This is a genomic window from Micromonospora sp. NPDC048843, from assembly GCF_040649965.1.
Classification (GTDB): Bacteria; Actinomycetota; Actinomycetes; order Mycobacteriales; family Micromonosporaceae; genus Micromonospora; species Micromonospora hortensis.
In genome coordinates, this window is sequence record NZ_JBEZGJ010000051.1 from 17,274 (window position 1) to 39,462 (window position 22,189).

Genomic DNA, 22,189 nt, shown 5'->3' on the forward strand with positions numbered 1-22,189 from the left:
CGTGCTCCCCCGAGCAGGAATCGTTGCCGTCAGCCCCCGATCGCGATGGCGAAGATGTGCATTGTCGGCACGTTCGTGGCGGGCCGGGCGCTGATGTTGGGCAACACGACCGAGGCCACCGCCTTGCTCTGCAACCCGACACCCACGTAGTAGACGCAGGCGGCGGTGGCCTGGCGGCCGTTGTTGGGCCGGTTCTGGTACGCGGACACGATGGCCGCGGTGCCCCCGGAGTGCGGCCCGCCGTACCAGTCGGGCGTGCTCAACGTGAACGACTGGCGGGTACCGTCGGCGTAGACCACGGTGCCGGTCCCCGACACCGCACCGTAGGTGCCGGTCAGCAGGAAGCCGAGCGTGCTGCCGGTGCCGGTCACGCCGATGGTCTGGCCCGAGGCGATGGCGTTGTCGGCGGCCCCGGAGCTGACGTTGGGCCAGCGGAAGTTGACCCCGTTTCGGCTCACCGTGCCGCCCGGGCTGGCACCGGCCTGCGCCAGCGCCTGCGCGGAGAGCGAGGCCCCGCCGCCGTCGAAGTTCCCGACGTTGGTGTTGCTGTCGCTGGTGATGCCGACGTTGCTGAAGCTCTGCTCCAGCGTCGGCGTGGTGGCACCGGAACTGGTGACCCGGTAGGTGCGTCCGGCCTGCACTGTGACCTCGATCAGGTCGGACTCGATGCGGGTGGTCCGGGCCGCCGTGCCGTCGGCGGTGTCGACCACGGTGACGGTGCCGGTCAGGATCCGGGAGCGCAGGCGGACGGTGCCGGCCCGGTCCGGTCGGAGAAGGATCTCGGTGGCCAGACCGCTAGCCCAGGTGATGCCGACCGTGTGCCCACCCCGACCGCGCAGGCCGGTCACCCGCCCGCTCGGCCAGGCCGGCGGCAGCGCGGGTAGGACGTGCAGCTCACCGGTGTGGCTCTGCAACAACATCTCGGCGATGCCGGCGGTGGCGCCGAAGTTACCGTCGATCTGGAACGGCGGGTGCAGGTCGAACATGTTGGGCGCGAGCCGCGCGGTGGTGGCGAGGTAGCGGATCAGGTCATGGGCCCGCTTGCCCTCCTCCATCCGAGCCCAGAAGTTGATTTTCCAGGCCAACGACCAGCCCGTGCCGTCGTCGCCGCGCAGCGCCAGGGTCCGCCGGGCCGCCTCGAACAGCTGCGGGGTGCCGCGCTTGGTGATCTGGTTGCTGGGGGCCAGACCGTACAGGTGCGAGATGTGCCGGTGGTTGGGTTCGGTCTCCACCCAGTCGTAGAGCCACTCCATGATGTTGCCGCGCGAGCCGACCTTCATGGGCGGCAGCCGGTCCCGGGTGGCGCGAACCTGCGCCCGGAAGGTGCTGTCCACGTTGAGGATCTCGCTGGCCCGGGCGACACCGTCGAACAGGTCCCGCAGGATCTGGTTGTCCATCGTGGGGCCGGCGCACACGCTGGCGTTCGAGTGGTGGCTCAGCTCCGGCGAGTTCGACGGGTTGGTCACCAGGTAGCCGAGGGTCGGCTCGGTCACCAGGGTGTTGAGGAAGAACTGCGCCGCGCCCTTCATGGCCGGGTAGTTCGTCCGCAGGAACTCGATGTCGCCGTTGAACAGGTAGTGGTCCCAGATCAACGTGGACAGCCAGGCGCCGCCGGTCTGCCACATGCCCCAGAACGCGCCGTCCACCACCGCGGTGGCCCGCCACGCGTCGGTGTTGTGGTGGGTGACCCAGCCACTGGCGGCGCCGTACTGCACCTGGGCGGTCCGCGCTCCGGCGACGGCGAGGTCTCTGACCATGTCGAAGACCGGGTTGTGACACTCGGCCAGGTTTGTGGTGTTGGCCGGCCAGTAGTTCATCGGCAGGTTGGCGTTGATCGTGTATTTCGAGTCCCATGCCGGGGCCAGCGAATCGTTCCAGATGCCTTGGAGGTTGGCCGGCTGGGTGCCGGGCCGCGACGACGAGATCAGCAGGTAGCGGCCGTACTGGAACAGCAGCGTGGAGAACTGCGGGTCGTTGACGCTGTTGTGCTGGGCGATCCGGACGTCCGTCGTCTGGTCGGCCGCGGACGTGCGGCCCAGATCGAGAGTGACCCGGCCGAACAACGCCTGGTAGTCGGCCACGTGCCGGCTGCGCAACTGGTCGTAGCTGCTGGCCCGCGCGGCGGTGAGGCGCTGCCGGGCGATGCCCTGATAGTCGCCGCCGACGTTGCGGTAGTTGACGTAGCTGGAGCCGATGGAGATCAGCAGGACCACGCTGTTGGCGTTTGTCACCCGCAGGGTGCCGCCGGAGCTGGACACGCTGCCACCGCTGACTGTCGCGTTGGCCAAGGCGAGGAAGCGGACCGCGCCGGTGACGCCCTCCATGTTCCCGGAGACGCCGTCGAGGCCGATCGTGGTGCCGTCCGGGCTGGACACCGTCGTGCGCTGCGGGCTGTCGAAGGTGGCGGTGAAGCTGATCGAGCCGGTCCGGTCGGCGGTCAGCCGCATCGCAATGACCTGGTCGGGAGCGCTGGCGAACACCTCCCGCTGGTGACGAACGCCGTTCAGCACGTACGAGGTCGTGACGGTGGCGGTGGTGAGGTCGAGCGTCCGGTCGTACTGTGACGCTCCACTGGCGGAACCGAAGGCGAGCCGGAGGTTGCCGACGGTCTGGTAGGCAAGCTGGCCACCGGGGTTGCCCATCATGGTCTGGTTGATCAGATCCTGGGCCTGGGTCCACTGGTTCGCGTTCACCAGCCGCCGGATCTCCGCGAGTGCTCCCGCGCCTCTGGGGTTGCTGGGATCGTGCGGCCCACCGGCCCAGACGGTGTCCTCATTGAGCTGAAGTCGCTCGGTGTCGACGTTGCCGAAGACCATCGCACCGAGCCGACCGTTGCCGATCGGCAGCGCCCGCAGCCAGTCGGTCCCGGCGCCTTCGTCGTACCAGAGGGCGAGGTCCCCGGCGGCCAACACCTGCGGCGGCGCCGCCGAATCCGCTCGTGCCACGGCGGTCCAGGGCACCGGCAGGAGAGCACCGCCCGCGCCGGCCGCGCCGACCTTGAGGGCCTGCCGTCGGGTCAGGTCTGACATCGATCCTCCAAACGGTGACCAGTCCGGCCACCCCGAAGCGTGACAACTATGGGACTCGACATGGGGATCCGCTTGGTGGCGCCAACCGGGACCCTGCCTGAGCAGGCCGACGCCGGGCCTTGGCGAGCCAGACATCTGATGTGTTTCGGGAAGGTTACTCCGGGCCCACAGAATAGGCAACGGTCGATTGATTGGTGGACACTCGCCCCTCTGGCCGGTCAGCAGAACGAGCGGGCGGGTGATCAGCGGCGGAACGCGGCGGCACGGCGCGGTGATTCGCCAGATGGACACCCATGACCACCCACCCCGACAGACATACATCAGATGTACGGAGACGGGCGGCCGAACCCGGAGGACACCAGCTCCGACGCCCAGCCGCCAAACGGCAGCGCAACCCCGCTGGGCCCAAGGACGTGTAGTGGGAAATCCCGGTCGATGCGTCACTCGGAGGAACGATGAACCTGACCGCACAGGGCGTCCGCGATGACCGGCAACCCCCTAGCGCGCGGATTGGGGACTGCGACTCCCGTACGTAATCGGGTTGTTCTCTGCCGGCGCACGGATGACCATGGGCGGCATGGCGGGAGTCCGGGATTGAGATCGCCTCTTCAAGGTGGACTACCGCCCGGCGGCGCGGTGGTGGTCGGGGCCGTCGTGGAGATCGCCTGCGACGAGTCGGGATTCTCGGGTACGAACCTGCTGCACTCGACCGCCCCGGTGATCACGCACGCGAGCGTCGACCTGGCCGTCGACGAGGCGGTAGCGCTCATCACCGCCCTGCGGTCCGGGTTCCGGTTCGCGCCGCACGAACTCAAGTCCGGCCGGTTCCTGCGCGGTTCGGGTGCGCAGGAGGCACTGGAGTGGTTCCTGGCGGCGCTGGCCGGTCGCGCGCACGTCCACCTCATCGACAAGGAGTTCTTCCTCGTCACCCGGATCGTGGACTTCCTGCTGGCCGAGCCGTCGTATGCGACGGGCACCCGCCTGGCTCGCGAGCACCATCAGGCGGCTCTCGCCCTGCACGAGGCCGGACGCGCGACCGGAGGCGACTGGGGCGCCTTCCTGTCGGCGTTCGTCGATCTGGTCCGGATGAAGCGGCGACTTCCGGTCGACCAGACCGTGCGGCGGTTCTTCCAGGCCCGGGACGCGCTGCGGCGACACGGCCTCGGCACTGTGGCCGACGCCGTCCTGGACGGGCTCAGCCCGAGTCACGTGCGGGCCGTGGTGGCAAGGCTCGATGTCGACGATCGCACTGTCCCTCCCCCGCTGGAACCGCTGTTGCCGGCGCTGGCGGAGACGGTCCTGTCCTGGAGCGGCGGCCAGCGGCAGGTGCTGGTGACCCACGACGAGCAGAGCGCCCTGACGGCCGACCGCCTGACCCGCCTCCAGCGGGTGTTGGCCGACGGCTACGCGTTGGCGGCCGGCGCCGGCCGGGCCGGGGCGTTGCCGAACGGGGTGTCTCCCCTGGCGGGGCTGGTGATGGTCGACTCCCGCGACGATCCGCGCGTACAGGTAGCGGATCTCCTCGCCGGAGTGGCCCGGCGGATGCCCGGCATCATCGACGACACGCTCCGTCAGCCGCCGCCCGCTCCCGCAGGGTGACGGGCAGCCGAGTCATGATCGGCACGGGCCCGGAGGGTCTGCGTGGTCGCCGAGTCAGCGGGAAAGAACGCCTCGACGGCCAACCCGGCGACTGTGACATCCCGCGGCGTACCGAAGAGGGTCGTGGTGCTGACGAAGGACAACTCCTGGTCACCGTGCCGGTAGCGCAGCGGGACGAGAACACGTGAGAGGGCATCGTCTGGCGGTGTCGTCTCGACGTCGCCACCGGGATAGCCGCGAAGCTCCTCGTGCAGGTCGTACAGGATCGGGTCGTTTGTTGTCGCCGCCTGCTCGTGCAGCCGCTTCAGCAGGTGGGCGCGCCACTCGGGCAGGTTGACGATGCGCGGTGCCAGACCGTCGGGGTGCAGGCTGAGGCGCAGCACGTTGATCGGTGGAGTGAGCAGGTGGGGCTGCGCGTCCATGGTGAACAGGGCGACGGCAGGGTTGGCGTCGACGAGGTGCCAGTGCTGGTCGACGAGCAGCGCGGGGTACGGGCTGTGACCATCGAGGATCCGCCGCACGGCGGCCCGGACCGGTGTCAGCTCGGGGTCGCCCAGTTCGTGGCGCGGGAAGGCGGGCGCGTAACCGCCGGCCAGCAGCATCGTGTTGCGCTCGGCCAGCGGCATCTCCAGGTGTTCGGCCAGCCGCAGGATGAGGTCGGGGCTCGGGCGGGACCGCCCGGTCTCGACGAAGCTCAGGTGCCGGGCCGACACTCCCGCCTCGATCGACAGGTCGAGCTGGCTCATTCCGCGAGTCTGGCGCCAGTCGCGCAGCAGCTCCCCCACTGGTCGCCCGTGCCGGGTCGAGATCCTCACTCACCAACCCTAATTCCGCACCGACGGCCGAGCCATTACCTGCGAGGTAATCGACAGCCCACCACGACACCGGAAAAATCAACCCCCACCTGAGACGACACAACGCGAAGGACCGACAACCATGACCGCGTACGCGCTCGCACATCTCCGTAAGGCACCCGTCCACGCCGAGGTGCTGACGTACCTGGAGCGAATCGACGCCACCCTCGCGCCCTTCGCGGGCCGGTTCATCGTCCACGGCGGCGCCGTCGACGTCCTGGAGGGCGACTGGCCCGGCGACGTGGTCGTCATCGAGTTTCCCGACCTGAACCGGGCCCGCTCCTGGTACCAGTCCAGCGCCTACCAGGAGATCAAGCCCCTGCGGACGAGGCACCTCACCGGCGAGGTGATTCTCGTCGACGGCGTCGAGCCGGGCCACGACTCGTCGCAGATGGCCGCGGCCATTCGCCGTACCACCGATCGGTAGCACCCGACGCGCGAGCGCCGTCCCGAAGAACCCGACGGCTCGCCGCCCGCAAGGCACCCCGAGACAGGTCAGCCGTCCGTAGTCTCATCGAATGCAGGACATCCAGACGCACACACTGGTCATTCCCGGCGTCGACCTGGTCTACGACGTCCGCGGCCCGCTACCTCCCACTGGCGCCCACCGTGCGCTGCTCATGATCGGCCAGCCGATGGCGGCGGAAGGCTTCACCGCGCTCGCCCCGCACCTCACGGACCGCACCGTCCTCACCTACGACCCGCGTGGTCTGGGCCGCAGCGTCCGCAAGGACGGTCGGTCCGACCACACGCCGCAGCAGCAGGCCGCCGACCTGCACGCCCTCGTTCAGGCGCTCGACGTTGGTCCGGTCGACGTGTTCGCCAGCAGTGGCGGCGCGGTGACAGCACTCGAACTGGTGGCCTCCCACCCCGACGACGTCGCCACCCTGGTGGCGCACGAACCGCCGATCAACGCCGTGCTCCCCGACGCCACGGCCGCCGAGCGCGCCCGAGCCGGCTTCTACGAGGCGTACCAGGCGAAGGGCTCGGGTGCGGGGATGGCCGCGTTCATCGCCATGACGTCCTGGCAGGGCGAGTTCACCGATGCCTACTTCGCCCAACCCGCTCCCGACCCGGCGATGTTCGGCATGGCCGCCGACGACGATGGCCGCCGCGACGATCCGCTGCTGTCGCAGAACTCGTGGGCGATCACCGACTACCGTCCCGACGCGAGCGTGCTGACCGCCGCGCCCACCCGGATCGTGGTCGCTGTCGGCGAGGAGTCGGCCGGAACGTACACCGCCCGCACCGCCCTGGGCCTCGCGGCGCTGCTCGGCCAGGAGGCCGTGGTGTTCCCGAGCCACCACGGCGGCTTCCTCGGCGGCGAGTTCGGCTACGCGGGCAAGCCCGAGGAGTTCGCCGCGCGGCTGCGGGAGGTGCTGGACGCCGGCTGACGTCCGCTCAACCGGTCGCCTCGGAGTAGACCTCGACGTCGTAGAGCAGCTGCACATCGCGGCGGCCGTTGGTGACGCCGACGAAGACCGGGTCACCGCACGGGGTGCGGCCCTGACGCCACACCTGTTCCCGGGCCGCCTCCCGCGACTCATGATGGGCCCTGCCCTGCTGATGCAGTTGCAACACCCGGCGGGCGGTGCCCCGGTCGGTGCCGAGGTGGATTCGCAGGAGAGGCATGCCAGGACCTCCTTGCTCGACGCTGGATCTCGTGCGGCTGGGCGACCAGCCGTATCGTGAGACGCGGGGCGACGATCCGCCGTCTTCGATTAAACGACACCCGCTGCTGTCGAGAAGGGCATTTATGACTGGTCTGGCGACCGTCGGCGCACTCGTGGGTGTCCTGCTCGTCGGTCTCGTGGTCCTGGTCCGTAAGCCGGCCGACGCCCGCTCGGTGCTCAGATGGTCGGCCCTGGCGGTCACTGTGCTGGTGGCCGCCGTGCTGGTTCCCTTCACCGTGGACGACTCCGGCGCGGCGGCCGGCTACCTGCTCGGCGTTCCCGTTGTCGCGGCGTTGCTGCCCGTCCTCGCGCAACGGGCCGGGCGGCTGACCATCGTCGCCGACCTGGTGGCCGCGCTCGTACTCACCGGGTGGGGTCTGCTGCTCGGGCTGGGCGTCGGTGTCGCGTTCCTACCAGCGGTGACACTCCTGATCGCCAGCGCCGCGGGCACCTGGGCGCCGCGACCGTCCACCACGTGACCCGGTGACCCGCTGTCAGCCGTCCGGAGTGAACAGCCCCTGCACGCCGACGACGATCGCGATGAGGCCGTAGATCGCGAGCAACAGCCGGACACCAGTGGCGCCGTCCGACTGCTCGTCGCGCGGCGTCGACCGCCCGGTCAGCCGTCCCCACAGCAGGGCGAGCCCCACACCGATCCCCACCACCTCGAAGTGGAACACCCGGGGCCCGGACACCAGGTGGACGATCAGGTAGTAGCCCCCGGTTACCAACGCCACGAGGCCGACCACCCACGCGATCGGGGTGGCCCGACCGGCGAGGCGGCCCAGGTCGTCGCCGACTCGTGGCAGCAGCCGCAGCACCGCCACGGCGAGCAGGAAGCCACCGACGATGTTGGCGAGGTCGAGCAGCAGAGCCATAATCACGGGGAGTCTCCGTCGATCGGGTGATCAGCCGGTGGGAGCGTACCCACGGACCCGGTCGGTTGAAACGGTCCGGACGGCACGCCCCCACGACGGACTTCGAACTGAGCCACTCAACCCTCAGCGGGTGCACCGCCACACCAGCGGCCGATACGCCTGGTTCTCGTAGACGGCCCCGACCACCGTCAGACCGTCGTCGCTGATCCCCTCAGCCGTGTACCTGCCCGCCTCGGTCGCCCGGACCTCGGGTCGGCCCGGCAGTCGGTGGGAGGTGCCGTCCGGGGCCACGACCAGCGGCGCACCGTCGGCGACCAGCACGTCACCGCTGCCGGCGATGGCGCTCGCCCCCGGGAAGGGCAACAGGCTCACCGCCCCGGTGGCGAGGTTCCACAGCACCGGCAGCATCTGCACGGCGCCGCCCTGTTGGCCGCCGGGAACCATGCCGATCGCCCATTCGCCCCGCGCCGACTCGACCGACGCCCGCGGGTAGCCGTCGGGCACTGCCAGCGCCGCCCCGACGCCCTGCGGCGTCCACCGGTAGGGCTGTTCGCCCACCGCCCCGACGATCGTGCCGTCCTCGGTGATCCCGGTCGCTGACGACCCCCGCTGGCCGACCAGCCTGTGCTTCTGGGGGTGGTCCGTCGACCAGCGCACAGCCTGGTGCGAGTCGTCGGACCTGCGGGCGGTGCCGACGATGTCGCCCCGGCCGTTGATGGCGTGCACGAGCACCGCGTCGTAGCCGGGCGGGGTGGCCAGGAAACGCAGCTTCCCGTCCCGGTACAGCCAGCCGGTGCCGTCTCCGTTGGTGCCCACCACATAGCCACGGGTGTTGACCGCGGCCGCGTGCCGCGCGGTCGCCGGCAGGACGACCGGCCGGCCGTCGGTCCACAGCACTACCCGTCCGTCCTCCTGCCCGGTGCCGATGTCGCCGACGATGTGCCGTCCGGTGGGATCGACTCTGTTGGCCACCGCGACCGGACCCTTGACCGGCTGCGGCAACCACGACGCCTGGCAGGTGACCGGCCGGCGCGGGGCGATCGACCCGGTGTTCTCCGGTGTCACCGCGAGCGTCGGCGCGGTAGGAGCCGGCGGGCCGGTGGTCGCACCGACCTGAACGGCGCCCACGACACCGACCCCGGCCAGCACCACCAGCGCGGCGACCCCGCCGACTCGGCGACGCTGGCGGCGCCGCCGGCCGTCGCGGACCGCCCGGCTCAGGTCGACCCGCGGCTCCGGCACCGGCGCCGACTGCAGCAGCTCGGCGATCCGCTGCTCGTCCACGGTGGTCATCTCGGACTCCTCACTGACATCTCGGTGACGTCGAGCACCTGGCGGACGGCCGCCAGCGCCCGAGCCGTCTGCGACTTCACGTTGCCTTCGGAGCAGCCCATCGCGGCGGCCGTGTCGCTCAGCGACAGGTCGCACAGGAACCGCAGGACCAGCACGGTGCGCTGGCCGCGCGGGAGGCGGCCGAGCGCGGCGAGCAGGCTGTCCCGCTCGGCCAGGTCGTCGTGCGGCGTCACCGGCGAGCGCTCCGGCTCCGGCACCGACCCCAGCAGGCGAACCTTCGCCCAGCTCAACCGCTTCTCATCGACGAGCTTGTGCACCAGCATCCGGTGTACGTACGCGTCGACGTTGTCGGCCCGGCTGACCCGGCGCCAGTTCACGTAGAGCGCCGTGACCGTCTGCTGCACCACGTCGTCGGCCAGATGGGCGTCGCCGCACATCAGGAACGCGGTCCGATGCAGGCTCGGCAGTCGCGCGGAGACGTACTCCACGAACTCACCCTCGGCTTCCACCATCGAGGCTCCCTCCTCCGCAAGCTCGACGGGACCGGACGACCATCAGGTTGCGTCCCTGACGAAGAACGGTCGGAAGCCCTACCGCCCGGCCGCGGCGGCGGACGGGTAGCGGATCAGGCGGCCAGTGCGGCAGCGAGTCGGCGGGCCTCGGTCGCCAGCCGACTCGTGCCGCCGCGGGCGACCACGTCGGCCAGCCCCGGCACCTGGATGGGCACGCCGGTGGCCCCGGCCGTCTCGGCTCCCAGTGCCAACAGGTCGGGCGTGCCGCGAGGCGGGGTCGGTGCCGCCAGCATCGGTGGCAGCGCGGCGGCGAGCAACCGCCATACGCTCAGCCGGGCACCGGCAGCGATCGCGTCGCGCAGCGGTGTGACCACCCTGCTCACTGTCACCTGGCCGTCAGCCGCCAGCGCGCCCAACTGGCCGCCGACGCCCGGAGGATCGAGGTCACCCGCGGCCGCCAACATCAGCAGGGCGTCGAGGGTGGCCACCCGGTCCACCTCGTGCCGGGCGCACAGCCCGTAGGCCAGCGCCAGGTCGAGCGCCGGGCCGCCCGCGCCAGCGCACTCGGCGAGTACCGGCAGGATCGTTGCGGCATCCTGGGCGTCCTGCTGCGCCGCGTTGGCGAACCCGGGCATCAGGTGAGCGGCAACCAGCCCCCGGTGCCCTGGCAGCAGCGCCGGCCACAGGTTGCTCGAGTCGTCCGGCCCTCGTCCGATGGGTCGCGCGCGGACGGTGAGCAGCCCGAGCGGGTCCGCCGAGCCCTCGGGCGGGGCGGTGGTGACGAGAGTGCGCCGCACGGGTAGTTGGTCGTAGCCGTAGTCGTACGTGTGCCTGCGCTCGCGCCGGCCGACCGTGATCACCTGCTGGACCGTTGCCGGTAGGGCGTCGCCGCGCAGCCAGCCGGCCAGTTCGTCGCCGGCGGGGGTGCCGAGCGCGGCGGCGCGGTTCGCCAGTGCCTCGTCCACGCCGACGGGCAGTCGCAGCAGGGCCTGGGTGAGATCCCATCGCCAGACCGGACGGTCACCGAGGGCGGCCAGCCGTTCGTAGAGCGCGCTGGGGTCGAGGGCCCCGGTGGCGCAGGTCGGGGCGGCCAACAGCCCGGGGTCGTCCCGCCCGTCCAGGCGCTGCCCGATCTCCGCGAGCCGGGCACTGTAGACCAGCGTGAGCGCGGACTGGCGGGGCGGCTCGACTGCCGACCGGCCGCGGAACGGGCGCAACGTCCGGGTCAGCAACTGGCTGAGGATGCTGGACCACTGGTCGCGGCGGCTGGCCGCCTCGGATGGCGCGGCGGCGGCCAGCAGGACACCGTTGAGTTGGACGGTGACGTTGAACTGGGACCACATGTGGTCCCAGGAACCGACCTGGCCCCGCTGCAGCACCGGCAGCAGGGCGGCTCCCACCCGGTCCCGTTCTGTGGTGGTCAGCCGGACCAGCCCGTCGAGGACCCGTTCCAGGGTCGCTGCGGGCCAGCGCGGGGTGAGCAGCCCGAAGACCTCCTCGACCAGCTCGCCCACCTCGGTGATCGGCGGCGCAGCGAGGGCTGGCGACACCGGCGGGGGCAGCTCGTCGCCGGCCACCTTCACTGTGAGCGTGGCGACCGGTCGGTGGCCGTGCCGCTGCGCCAACGCCGTCGCGCGGTCGCGCAGGTCGGCGGACGGGTGCTCGGCGCCCGAGGCGAGGACCTCGGCGATGTCGGCAGCCCGCTCGGGGTGCTGCCGGGCCAGTCGGTCCAGCCAGGACAGTTGCGCCCGCACCAGCGCCTTCTCCGGCCGATCCACCACGACCCGTGAGGTGTCCAGCAACGACTCGAACTCCACCTGCCCGCCCGCGTCGCGCAGTGCCCGCTGCGCGACGCCGGCCACCGGACCGGGCCCGTCGGCGAGCAACCGCAGGTAGCCGCTGGCCCGCGCGGCCACCTCGTCCGGGTCGGGTCGAAGCTCTTCGTGCAGGGCGAGGAACGGACGCAGCGCGCCCGGCCGGTCGCCGCGCAGCAGCCGGCCCAGCACCCCGTCCACCAGCACGGCCCGGTCGAGGCGCCCCTCCGTCGCCAGCGCGGCCAACGTCGCGGGCACCGCCCGCCCGGTGCCGCTGAACGCCAGGTCGATGCCGACGCCGTCGACCTCGAACAGGCGCGGCAACAGCACGTCCAGGAACGGGTCGGCGCGCAGCCGGTCGAGCAGCGATGTCTGGCGGTGCCCGTCGGTCGACCGTTGCGACCACATCGACTGCGCCCAGCCGACGACGAACGCGTCCCCGGTCGGTGGCGGCACCTTCTCTGCAAGTAGCAGCTCGGCGATGAAGTGCCAACCGTCCCACGCTCGACTGCGCGGCAGTCGCTCGGCCAGCCGGTACGCCAGGTCGGCCAGCCAGGGCACGCCCCGCTGCCGTGCTGCGGCGACCACCTGCTCGGAGTCCGCATCCGCCAACAGGATCGACCGCCGACCGAGGAGGGCCGCTGCCTTCGTCGCGGTGCTCAACGTGCCCACGGCGGCCACCGCCAGCGCGGTCGCCGTGCTTGCCCACCACACGTCGTCCCGCCGACGGACGTGGTCGGTCAGTTCGTCACCGAGCGCCCGTCGAGCCGGATCGTCCAGGGTGTGCAGCATCGATCCGACGGTCGTCACATCACCGCGGCCCAGTGCCCTGAAGAAGTCCGTCACACCGTCACCTCCGTGAGCATGGACACCGCGAGGGCATGCTTGCACGGGCCGCGCTGCCCCCGGTACTTCGCCCACCACCGACAGGTGCAGGTGAGGTTGCCGTCGGGAAGCCGGCGAACGCGGTACTCGTCGTCGTCACCGCGTACCGTGGCGATGTCGCCGTCCCGGCGGACCGCGCCCTGCTCGAGCAGCGTGCGCGCGCCGACCAGCCGGGGATTGTCCCGCTCGGCCCGGCTGGCGTCGTGCGGCATGACCCGGTGGAAGTATCCGCCGTCGGCGACGTCGTAGCCGACCCGCCCGGCGGTGCCGAGCTGGGCCAGGGCGGCGCGAACGCGGTCGTCGGACAGGCCGGTCGCGTCGGCCAGTGCGGCGACGTCGATGGTCGGATCCCAGGAGAGCAGGGCACCGGCCAGCTCCGCGTCGTCGATCACCTCGTCACCGGCGAGCGCGAGCAACGCGGCTCCCTCGCCGGAGAAGCCCCGGTACGGCTCGGGCGAGAGGGTCAGCGACAGCCGCACCGACCCGGTGTCCAATTCCCACGTGCTCGGCACGGCCGGTGAGCCGGCGCGCACCGCTGGCCCGTACACCCGCAGGGTGCGGGCGTGCCGGAGCAACCCGCGCAGCGCGGCGAGCCGCCCCGCGCCGGCCAGACAGACCGCCCCCGGCGTCGGGCGCGAGGTCAGCCGGAGGGTCCGACCGGCCGGCACCGCCCAGAGCACCGAGCGATCGCTGCTCCCGGGCAGCCGACGCAGAAAGGCTGTGGCCTCGGCGGCCGGCACCTCGGCGCGCGGCTCGAACCCGGCGGTGAGCACGTGCACCTCGGCGAAACCGCGCATCCAGCGCCCCGGCAGCGGGACCTTGCGTTCCACCACGGCACCCTCCATGGTGGAGACGGTGAGGTCGTCCGGGCCGACGGCGAGGTGCAGTGGCTCGATCCCACCGACCCGGGCCAGGGCTTCGCGCAGCGGCGGGTTGACGTCGACGTTTGTGGTGCCGTGCGCGGCGATCTCCCCGTCGAAGCCGGCCGGGACCACGTCCATCCGGGCGTACACCCCGCAACAGCCGGAGAAGGACTCGAAGCGCAGCCGCTGCCGGCTGCCGGTCACCACCGGATCGAGGCTCGCCGGGCTGACCGGCTGGTGGTACCGGGTGCGGGCCACCTCGGCCACGGCGAGCAGCCCGGCCGCCGCGGCCGCCGGGGTGGTGAGAAACCCGGAGAAGAAGCGCGGGTTGGCCGCCGGGCCGCCGCTGGTCTGGAGGTCGAGACCGGCGGAACGCAGAGTGGACGGCTGGAGATATCGGTACGTCTGGACGGCGTTCACTGGCACACCGTAGAGCCACCGACCGACACCCGTGCCGGTCTCAGTCGACGGCGCTGGTCATCCGGTGGACCGCCTAGGGCGCCACCGATCGGTCCACTGTGGTCGTACCGGAATGATTTCCGGAGACGGCTTTGGCATTGACCAGCGTCTTTGTGCTTCAGATCCTCGTCGCGCTCGGAAACAACGGCGAAAGATTGCTGCGGGCTGCCGGATCATGACCTAGGCTCCCGAATGCCCATATCGACGGCCCGCCCTCACGCCGTGCCAGCCACCGACCTCGCACGCCGGCCATCGCCACCTCGACGCCGATTGGAGAATTCGATGACCTGGCGTCCCACCATTGCCGCACTGGCCGGCCTGTGCCTGGCGGTCAGCGCCACCCCCCTGCCCGCCGGTGCTGCCGCCGACCCTGCGCATGTTAGCGCTCACGCCGCGCTCGCCGGTCCGCCCGGCGCACCGCCGGGGGCCTGCCCGACGGGGGGCAGTTACGGCCCGCCGCTGCCGGCCAGCACCGTGACGGCCGCGCGAATCCAGGGCGGGTTCACGTTCCTCGAAGGGCCGGTCTGGGTCGCCGACGGCGGCTACCTGCTGTTCTCCGACATGACCGCCGGCACCGGGCCCTACAACGTCCAGCCGTCGACGATCCGCCGGTTCACCCCGCCGGCGAGCTTCGACACGTTCATCGCCGACGCCGGCAGCAACGGCCTGGCCCTCAGCGCCGACGGCCAGCAGCTCGTCGCGGCCACCCACGACCAGCGCAGCGTGTCCGCGTACCGGCTGAGCGACAGGGCCCGCAGCACCGTCGCGCCGAACTACCAGGGCCGGGCCTTCAACTCGCCGAACGACGTCGCGGTCCGTTCCGACGGCGTCGTCTACTTCACCGACCCCAACTTCCAGCGCGGTAACCGCTCCGACCAGATGAGTGGGCGCACCAGCGTCTTCCGCGTCTCGAACGGGCAGGTGTCGCTGGTCGACGACCGGTTGCGTCAACCCAACGGCATCTCGCTCTCACCGGACGGGACGGCGCTGTACGTGGGCGCCTACTCCGAGAACAAGATCTACAAGTACGCGGTCCAGCCCGACGGCAGCATCGGCGCCCGCAGCGTCTTCGTGAACTACATCGGCGGCCCGGACGGCGGCACTATCGACTGCGCCGGCAACGTGTACTGGACCTCGGGCGGGGACTCCCTGGTCCACGTCTACTCCCCCGCGGGCAACCAGCTCGGCACGATCCGGTCCGGCAACTCCGGCACCACCAATGTGGCGTTCGGTGGCCCCGACCGGCAGACCCTCTTCGTCACGTCGGGCCGGTGGGGCGACTCCGGGCTGTACAGCGTGCGACTGAACGTTCCCGGATATCCGTACTGACCGACGGCTGGATGGCGCGCCGCTGTCGTCGTAGCCCGACGAAAGCGGCGCGTTATCCGGCGGTCGCGGCGATGAACACCACCGCCCCGACCACCACCAGCGCGGCGGCCAGGAAGGTCTGCCGTCGGGCCCGGCGCAACGCCTCCCGGACCTGCCAGGCGTGCGCAGTGGCGAGCAGCCAGCGCAGGTACGGATCGGTCCGGGCGATGTTGCGGCGCGCGGTGGCGAGCCCCGCCCGGAGTGCGGCGCGCTCCTGCGGTGGGGCCGTCGACAGGCGGCGGGTGATCTCCGCAGCGATCCGGCGATGACGCAGCAGACCGTCGACGTCAGCGGCGTACCCGCCGAAGTGGTACCAGAGCTCGGCCTCCAGCCGCTCGCGCAGGCCGCGCAGCTCCGGCCCGCTGAGCGTCGCCGGCGTGGTCATCGGCGGGACGAGCACCTCGCTGGTCCGCCAGATCGCCCAGGCCACGCCGAGCAGCGTCACCAGCAGACCGCCGCCCGCCCACGCCGCGTGAGCCCAGTCGGTGACCTTGCCGGCGGCGATCAGCGGGCCGCCGCCGAGCAGCAGCGCGCCCACCGCGCCGGCCGAGGAGATGATCCACCGAGCCGCCGCCCGACTGTCGGCCACGGAGTCCAACGGGGACGGCAGCGCGTCCAACCCCGCGCCGCTCGTCGGCGACTCCCCGGTCATCGGCTGTCGTCGCGGAAGACGACACCCAGCGGACCGTTCTCGTCGTCGGGCAGATCGGTGTACGGCACCCAGCGCTGGCCGTCGAAGAACTCCAGCTCGCCGCTGTCGTTGATCCGCACGGCGTTGACCTGCGCGAGCTCCTCAGGATTGTCAGCCATGGATACAGTATCGGTCAGTCCGGCAATCCACTCCGGCGTCGGGTCGTCCGCCGGGCGACCGCAGGGGGGCCTTCGTGATCCGGTTGACAGTCAGCGCGACCGACGTGGTCCTGGCCGTCCGGGGCGACCGGCGCCGGGACCCGGTGGGCCCCGCCGATCAACGTACCGCCGACCTGCTCTGGCGGCTGCGCGGCGGCCCCTCCGTGGAGCTGTCGTACGAGGTCGGCGGCGCGCTCGGCCGCCGCTTCCTCGACGCCTCCGCCCCGGCCCTGCGCGCCGAACTGGCCCGCCCCGGCCGGCACCGGCTCGGCATCGAGGTCGTCGACCCGACCCTGGCCGACCTGCCCTGGGAGACCCTGGTGCTGCCCGGCGAGGAACTGCCGCTGGCGCTGCACCCCGACGTCGACGTCTGCCGGATCGGCCCCGACACACCGGCACCCACGGTCCGGGTGGACGGCCCCCTGCGGATGCTCGCGGCGATCGCGAGCCCGGACGACTCGACCCACCCGCTGCTGGACCACGAACGGGAACTCGGTCGGATCCTCGGCGCTGTGGAACCCGGGCATCGACACGGGGTGCGGGTGCGCGTCCTGGAGTGGGGCAGCGCCGCCGCGATCCGGGCCGCCCTCGCCGAGGAGCCCTTCCACGTCCTGCACGTCTCCAGTCACGCGCGTCCCGGCGCGCTGCTGCTGGAGACCTCCACCGGCACTGAGGACCGCGTGGACGCCGCGCGGTTCCTGGCCGAGGTGCTGCCGCCGGGCCGGACCGTTCCGTTGATCGTGCTGGCCGGCTGCTCCACCGCGCGACAGGATCAACGGGAGCTGCCCGGGCTGGCCGGCGCGCTGCTGGCCCAGGGCGCGCCGGCGGTGTTGGCGATGAACGGGACGGTCAGCGACGGGTACACCATCGAGTTCTGCGCTCGGCTCTACGAGCGGTTGGCCGCCCGCAGCGAGCCGGAGCTGTTGGCGGAGGTCTCCGCCGTACGCCGCGAGCTGGCACCGACCGCCGCCGAGTGGTGGATGCCGACACTGTTCCTGGCCGACCCCGGGCTGCGGCTGGCCGGTGGACAGGGCGGCGCTGCCGTCGCCGCGTCGCCCGGCCAGTCGATCGTCGGGGACGGCGTGGTGCGCGCACCAACGGACTTCGTGGGCCGCCGGGAGATCCTGCGTCGGCTGTCGCGGGGAAAGCTTCGGGTGCTCGTCCACGGCATCGGTGGGATCGGCAAGACGAGTCTCGCCGCGGAACTCGCACGGCGGTTCCGCGACGCCGGTGGCATCGTGGTGGCGACCCACGGCGACGCCACAGTCGACGGGATCCTCGACGAGTTGCGCCGCCAGGTGGAGAGCCGGTGCGCCGCAGCGGCTCCGGACGACCCGCTGCGGCGATGGCTCGTCGCTCTCGCCGCGCCGGGCCAGGACTGGCGGCGACGGTTGGACGCGATCGGCGTCGACGGCCCACCGCTGCTGCTCGTCCTCGACAACGCCGAGGACGCCCTGGACGCCGAGCACCGGTTGGCCGACGCGGACCTGGCCACGTTTCTCGCCGCCTGGGCGTCCCGCCACGAGCTGGTAGTGACCAGCCGGCACCCGTTCCCGGTCGCCGGTCTGGAAACCTGTCACCTCGGTCCGCTCTCCTGGCAGGAGACCCGCAAGCTGCTCTGGCGGCTGCCGGGCGTGGGCCAGCTGGCGCCGGCGGAACAGCAACGGATGTGGCACCGGCTGGGTGGTCACCCGCGCGCGCTGGAATACCTCGACGGCCTGCTGCGCGGCGGCAACGCCCGATCCGACGAGGTGGCCAGCCGACTGGCAGCGGCCGGCGGTGGCCGGGACGCCGGGTCGGCCGAGGTCGGCACGCCGCTGGCCGAGGCCGGCGCCCTGGCCGCCGAGGATGTGCTGCTGCCCCGACTGCTCGCCCGCCTGGAGGCCGTCCCGACGGCCCGTCGGTTGCTGCTCGGCGCGGCGGTGTATCGCACCCCGGCGGACCGGACCGGCCTCGCCTGGCAGCTCGCCGACCCGACGGACGGCGACGACCCACCGCCGGAACCGGCGGGGCTGGACGAGTCGGTCGAGACGCTGGCGCAGCTGGGGCTGCTCGCCCCGGTAACCGGGGGCCACCTGGTGCACCGGTGGACAGCGGCGAGTCTGCTGCGGATCGCCGGCCGCGACGCGGTGGTCGACGCGCATCGCCGGGCGGGCCGCTACTGGGGCTGGCGGGCCCGGTCCAGCACCGACCAGCACGACTACATCCGCCGGGCCGTCGAGGCGCGGTACCACCACCTGGCGGCGGGTGACACCGACGAGGTCGTCACCTACTCCGAACTGGCCTGCCAGGAGTTGCACGCGGCCGGGCACTGGGCCTGGGAGGAGAAGATCTGGCGGGAGCTGCTGCCGATGGCGCCCCCGGGCTCGGCGCGCGGGGCGAGCTTCCTGAAGGGACTCGGCGACGTGCACCTCAGCCGGGGCGAGTACCCGCAGGCGACTAAGCGCTACGAAGCGGCGCTTGCCGTCTACCGGGATCTCGGCGACGACAGCGGGGTCGGCAAGCTCCTGCACCAGTTGGGTCTGGTCGCCGACAACCGGGGTGACCGGGCGACCGCGGGCCGGCTGTTCCAGGAGGCGTTGACGATCCTGAGTCGGCTCGACGACCGCTCGGCTGTCTCCCGCACCCTGCACCAGCTCGCCGGCATCGCCCGTGGCAACGGCGACGCCGAGCTGGCCATGTCGCGTTACCTGGAGGAACTGGCGATCGCCCGGGACCTCGACGACCTGGAGGGGATCGCGGCGAGCCACCACCAGATCGGCGTACTCGCCTTCGAGGCCCGGGACCTGGTGAAGGCGGAGCAGTGCATCCAGGTGGCGATCACCACCTACGGACGGTTGGGCGTCCGGGTCCAGCAGGGCAGCGGGCTGGTGATGCTCGGGCGGATCGCCCTCGCCCGGTTCGCGTACGAGACCGCCGAGGAGCGGGTCCGCGCCGCCCTGAAGATCTTCGAGGAGGTCGGCAGCAACGGTCACATCGCGGAGTGCTCGCTGCTGCTCGGTCACCTCTCCCGCGACCTCGACGATCTCGAATTCGCCGAGAGCTGTTTCGCCCGCGCCCGGACGATCGTCGCGGCCCTCGGCGAGGACCCGCTGCTGCGCCGCTGCGACGAACTGCTCGGCGGCGTCCGAACAGTCCTCGGCCGGGCCGCCGAGGCGGTGCCGCACACCCTGAACGCGATCGGCGGGGACGACCAGCCGCCGCTCCAGGCGGCACTGGATTGGCTGGCCGTGCAGCGCCTGGAACTGGGCGCGCGACCCTTCTCCGACCTGCTGGCCCGGCACCTCGACCGGCGGCAGGCGGCGCAGCGGGCCGAGTGGGTCGAGGCGTACCTGCGGTTCCGGTTCGACGGCTCCCACCCGACGCCGCTGGGCAGTGGCTACGTCCTGCTCGCCATCGCCGCTGCCCAGGCGGGTGAGTTCGGCACCGCCCGGATGTGCCTGCTGCGGGCGTTGCCGATCTGCGCCGCCGCCGGCTATCAGGCGGGGGTCGCCAAGTGCCACGAGGACCTTGGCCGCGTGGGCCTGGAGACCCGCCGGCTGGTCGAGGCCCGGTCCCGCTACGAGCAGGCGTTGCAGGTCTACCGCGTGCTGCGCCACGAGCCCAACCAGGCCATCGTCCTGCACCAGCTCGGCCGGGTCTGTGAGGAGCAGGAGGATCTCGCCAGCGCGGACAAGTTCTATCGCGGGTCCATCGCGATCAAGAAGCGGCTCGGCAACCTGTCGGGCGTCTCCAACAGCACCTTCCACCTCGGCCGGGTGGCCGGTCTGCGCGGCGACCAGGCCCTGGCCGAACGGTGCTACCGGACCTGCCTGCGGATCGACCGCGAGCAGGGCAACTGGGAGGAGGTGGCACTAGACCAGGTGGCGATCGGGCAGCTGCGCGTCGAGCAGGGCCGCCCGGCGGAGGGCATCCCGCTGATCGTCGAGGCACTGAGCATCGACCGGCAGATCGGGTCGACGAACGCGGCGCTCGATCTCAACGCGCTGCGCGAACTGCGGGCCGGGCTCGGCGACGAGGCGTTCGCGGCCATCCTCACCGACACCGTCGGCCCGGCCCACGCCGTCGAGGTGCTCGACCTGATCGCGGTGCTACCGACCACGGCCGAGCCGACCTGACCCACGCCGCCACCCGTACACTCGGTTGATGGCGCACCGCCCGTGGCAGCCCGGCTGAGGACCGTCACCTGGTCGGGTGGCCAGAACCCGGGGGTCCGCCGATGAAAGACCGCTACGACAACCTGACCCGCACCCGTGCTCTCGACCCGGAGCGCGACTACCTGGTCATCTACCAGACCATGCTGCGCTACGAGTTTCCGTGGGACATGAAGCTCGGGCTCAACCTCGCCTTCAACCGGTCATTCTCCATTCCCGCCATCGCCACTGTGCACACCGGCACTGGCGAGCTGACCGAACGCACCCAGAAGCGGATCGACGACACCGGCCTGCTGATGTACGAGATGGTGCTCAACGGCTTCGACCAGCCTCGGGGCCGCGAGGCGTTGCGGCGCGTCAACCAGATCCACCGCCGATACGACATCAGCAACGACGACTTCCGCTACGTGCTGGGCTGCCTGGTAGTGATCCCCATCAGGTGGTTGCAGGAGTACGGCTGGCGCCCACCCTGCTGCCACGAACGTCACGCCACGTACCTGTTCTATCGGGAGCTCGGCCGTCGGATGGGCATCACCGACATCCCCGGGTCGTACGACGAGTTCGAGACCTGGTTCGACGCGTACGACGCGGCTCACCTGCGACCCAACGACGACGCGGCGGCCATCGAACGCGCCACCCGCATGCTGATGCTCACCCGGATCCCCCGGATGCTCGCCCCACTGGGAAACGCGCTGGTCAGCGCCCTGTACGACGCGCCACTGCGGCGCGCAACGCGGGTCGACACGCCGGTCTGGCCGGTCCGGGCGGGGTTGCACCTGGCCTTGCGGACGCGCTCACGGTTGCAGCGATGGTTCGGGGCGCCGCGGACGACGGCGTTGTTCGCCGACGGGATCAAGACCAAGAGCTACCCCGACGGGTACGAGATCAGCCAGCTCGGGCCGCACCAGGACCGCGTCCCCGAGTAGCACCTCGGCCCTGCTGGCGTCGTCGGCTCAGCCGCGCGCCAACTCCTCTGCCTCTCGGGCAAGCACTTGCCGTTGAGGAAAGTGCTTGATAGCTTTCCTGGTGAGCAAGTACTTTCCTACGTGTAGGAGCTGCCCGATGGACACCACCCCGACACCCGACGAGGCACGAGCGGCGCTGCAGGACGTCGACCGACGCCGGACCCAGACCGCGGCAGCGGCAGGCCGCTCACGGTGGGCCTGGATCGCGGCCGGCATCCTGATCGCGGCGTACGGCATCCTCAGCGACCAGGCGCCGCAGTTCGTTCGCACCTGGGGCGTCGCCATCGTCGTCCTGCTGTTGCTCGTCGCCGCTGTCGGCAACACCCGGTGGGGTGGTGCCCTGATGCGCCGGCCGGTGCGGCCCCGCATGGCACCCGACCAGGCGAGCATCCTGTGGTTGGCGCTGGTGCTGGCCCTCGTGGTCGGCGTCACGACGGTCGCTGCGGCCATGGACATCCCACACGTCGCCGTGTGGAGCCGACTTGCCGTCGGTGTGCTGCTGGCCGCGGCCGGTCCGTGGTGGCAGCGCCGCGTGCTCGCCAGAGCGCTCTCACGGTGACGGATTCGACGCTGGACCGGGCCCTGCTCGATCCCACCCGACTGGCCATAGTGGCACTCCTGGCAGGGACGGAGTGGGCCGAGTTCGCGTTCGTCCGCGACTCCGTGGAGCTCAGTGACTCGGCCCTGTCCAAGCAGATCTCGGCCCTGGGCGCGGGCGGCTACGTCGAGACACGCAAGGGCTACGTCGGCAAGCGCCCGCGGACCTGGATCAATCTGTCCACCGCCGGCCGCGCCGCGCTGAGCGCTCACATCGCGGCCTTGCACGACATCGCCACCCGCGCCGGTCGGCAGCATTGAGGCCGGGCCAGATCAGCAGCACCGCGTGCCGGCACACGAGTGGGGAGGCTGGTGGAGGCACGGCGGCGAACCGGCGTCCCGGGGGATGGCGCGCGAGGTCGCGGCGGGCGAGACTCAGCACACCGATGTTCGACTC

Annotated in this window: 19 protein-coding genes; 9 read left to right on the plus strand and 10 right to left on the minus strand. The window is 71.7% G+C overall.

The genetic code is table 11. The annotated features are described in order from the left end of the window. Positions 1–29 precede the first annotated feature (29 nt). Complete coding sequence (locus AB0C20_RS14790) at positions 30–3,029, minus strand: glycoside hydrolase family 95 protein (protein ID WP_357568163.1); 3,000 nt, start codon at positions 3,027–3,029, stop codon at positions 30–32. Between the two features lie 594 nt (positions 3,030–3,623). Here AB0C20_RS14790 and AB0C20_RS14795 point away from each other — a divergent pair. After that, positions 3,624–4,628, plus strand: coding sequence for a hypothetical protein (locus AB0C20_RS14795; RefSeq protein ID WP_357568164.1), 1,005 nt, complete (start codon positions 3,624–3,626; stop codon positions 4,626–4,628). Here AB0C20_RS14795 and AB0C20_RS14800 read toward each other — a convergent pair. Beyond that, positions 4,601–5,443, minus strand: coding sequence for a helix-turn-helix transcriptional regulator (locus AB0C20_RS14800; RefSeq protein ID WP_357185479.1), 843 nt, complete (start codon positions 5,441–5,443; stop codon positions 4,601–4,603). The two genes, AB0C20_RS14795 and AB0C20_RS14800, sit on opposite strands and share 28 nt — an antisense overlap. A 121-nt stretch (positions 5,444–5,564) precedes the next feature. Between AB0C20_RS14800 and AB0C20_RS14805 the strand changes: the two genes are divergently transcribed. Together AB0C20_RS14805 and AB0C20_RS14810 are read left to right on the plus strand one after the other, a co-directional pair. Then, the gene (locus AB0C20_RS14805) at positions 5,565–5,909 is read left to right on the plus strand and encodes a DUF1330 domain-containing protein (RefSeq protein ID WP_357185476.1); all 345 of its coding nucleotides are present in this window, start codon (positions 5,565–5,567) and stop codon (positions 5,907–5,909) included. A gap of 91 nt (positions 5,910–6,000) precedes the next feature. Next, entirely contained in the window at positions 6,001–6,876 is an 876-nt protein-coding gene (locus tag AB0C20_RS14810; RefSeq protein WP_357568165.1) for an alpha/beta hydrolase, read from the plus strand. 7 nt (positions 6,877–6,883) lie between these two features. Here AB0C20_RS14810 and AB0C20_RS14815 read toward each other — a convergent pair whose 3' ends face one another. Further along, the gene (locus AB0C20_RS14815) at positions 6,884–7,114 is read right to left on the minus strand and encodes a hypothetical protein (RefSeq protein ID WP_357185471.1); all 231 of its coding nucleotides are present in this window, start codon (positions 7,112–7,114) and stop codon (positions 6,884–6,886) included. Between the two features lie 124 nt (positions 7,115–7,238). Here AB0C20_RS14815 and AB0C20_RS14820 point away from each other — a divergent pair, with 124 nt between their 5' ends. Then, complete coding sequence (locus AB0C20_RS14820; protein ID WP_357185468.1) at positions 7,239–7,634, plus strand: hypothetical protein; 396 nt, start codon at positions 7,239–7,241, stop codon at positions 7,632–7,634. Between the two features lie 15 nt (positions 7,635–7,649). Here AB0C20_RS14820 and AB0C20_RS14825 read toward each other — a convergent pair whose 3' ends face one another. The 5 genes from AB0C20_RS14825 to AB0C20_RS14845 all read right to left on the minus strand — a co-directional run bounded on the left by AB0C20_RS14825 (position 7,650) and on the right by AB0C20_RS14845 (position 13,820). After that, complete coding sequence (locus AB0C20_RS14825) at positions 7,650–8,033, minus strand: hypothetical protein (RefSeq protein WP_357568170.1); 384 nt, start codon at positions 8,031–8,033, stop codon at positions 7,650–7,652. 123 nt (positions 8,034–8,156) lie between these two features. Then, complete coding sequence (locus AB0C20_RS14830; RefSeq protein WP_357185465.1) at positions 8,157–9,326, minus strand: hypothetical protein; 1,170 nt, start codon at positions 9,324–9,326, stop codon at positions 8,157–8,159. Further along, positions 9,323–9,838 (minus strand): SigE family RNA polymerase sigma factor, encoded by a 516-nt coding sequence (locus AB0C20_RS14835; RefSeq protein WP_357185462.1) that lies wholly within the window; start codon positions 9,836–9,838, stop codon positions 9,323–9,325. The genes AB0C20_RS14830 and AB0C20_RS14835 overlap by 4 nt, the downstream gene beginning before the upstream one ends. Before the next feature lie 113 nt (positions 9,839–9,951). Continuing rightward, positions 9,952–12,444, minus strand: coding sequence for a DUF6493 family protein (locus AB0C20_RS14840; RefSeq protein WP_357568166.1), 2,493 nt, complete (start codon positions 12,442–12,444; stop codon positions 9,952–9,954). Between the two features lie 50 nt (positions 12,445–12,494). Next, positions 12,495–13,820: an SWIM zinc finger family protein gene (locus tag AB0C20_RS14845; RefSeq protein WP_357185457.1), complete on the minus strand. Its 1,326-nt coding sequence runs from the start codon at positions 13,818–13,820 to the stop codon at positions 12,495–12,497. A gap of 321 nt (positions 13,821–14,141) precedes the next feature. Between AB0C20_RS14845 and AB0C20_RS14850 the strand changes: the two genes are divergently transcribed. Then, positions 14,142–15,188, plus strand: a complete 1,047-nt coding sequence (locus AB0C20_RS14850; protein ID WP_357185454.1) for an SMP-30/gluconolactonase/LRE family protein — start codon at positions 14,142–14,144, stop codon at positions 15,186–15,188. Positions 15,189–15,240: 52 nt separating this feature from the next. On the opposite strand, the gene AB0C20_RS14855 is transcribed toward AB0C20_RS14850, so the two are convergent. Continuing rightward, positions 15,241–15,879: a hypothetical protein gene (locus AB0C20_RS14855; protein WP_357185452.1), complete on the minus strand. Its 639-nt coding sequence runs from the start codon at positions 15,877–15,879 to the stop codon at positions 15,241–15,243. After that, positions 15,876–16,037, minus strand: coding sequence for a hypothetical protein (locus AB0C20_RS14860; RefSeq protein WP_357185449.1), 162 nt, complete (start codon positions 16,035–16,037; stop codon positions 15,876–15,878). Before AB0C20_RS14860 ends, AB0C20_RS14855 begins: the two co-directional genes overlap by 4 nt. 74 nt (positions 16,038–16,111) lie before the next feature. Between AB0C20_RS14860 and AB0C20_RS14865 the strand changes: the two genes are divergently transcribed. From AB0C20_RS14865 to AB0C20_RS14880, 4 genes are all read left to right on the plus strand, one after another. Then, entirely contained in the window at positions 16,112–20,194 is a 4,083-nt protein-coding gene (locus AB0C20_RS14865; protein ID WP_357568167.1) for a tetratricopeptide repeat protein, read from the plus strand. A gap of 101 nt (positions 20,195–20,295) precedes the next feature. Beyond that, positions 20,296–21,156, plus strand: coding sequence for an oxygenase MpaB family protein (locus AB0C20_RS14870; RefSeq protein WP_357568168.1), 861 nt, complete (start codon positions 20,296–20,298; stop codon positions 21,154–21,156). Between the two features lie 136 nt (positions 21,157–21,292). Beyond that, a complete protein-coding gene (locus AB0C20_RS14875; RefSeq protein ID WP_357568169.1) occupies positions 21,293–21,754 on the plus strand; it encodes a hypothetical protein in 462 nt (153 codons plus the stop codon). After that, positions 21,751–22,053: a transcriptional regulator gene (locus AB0C20_RS14880; RefSeq protein WP_357185437.1), complete on the plus strand. Its 303-nt coding sequence runs from the start codon at positions 21,751–21,753 to the stop codon at positions 22,051–22,053. The genes AB0C20_RS14875 and AB0C20_RS14880 overlap by 4 nt, the downstream gene beginning before the upstream one ends. The last annotated feature ends 136 nt before the right edge of the window (positions 22,054–22,189 follow it).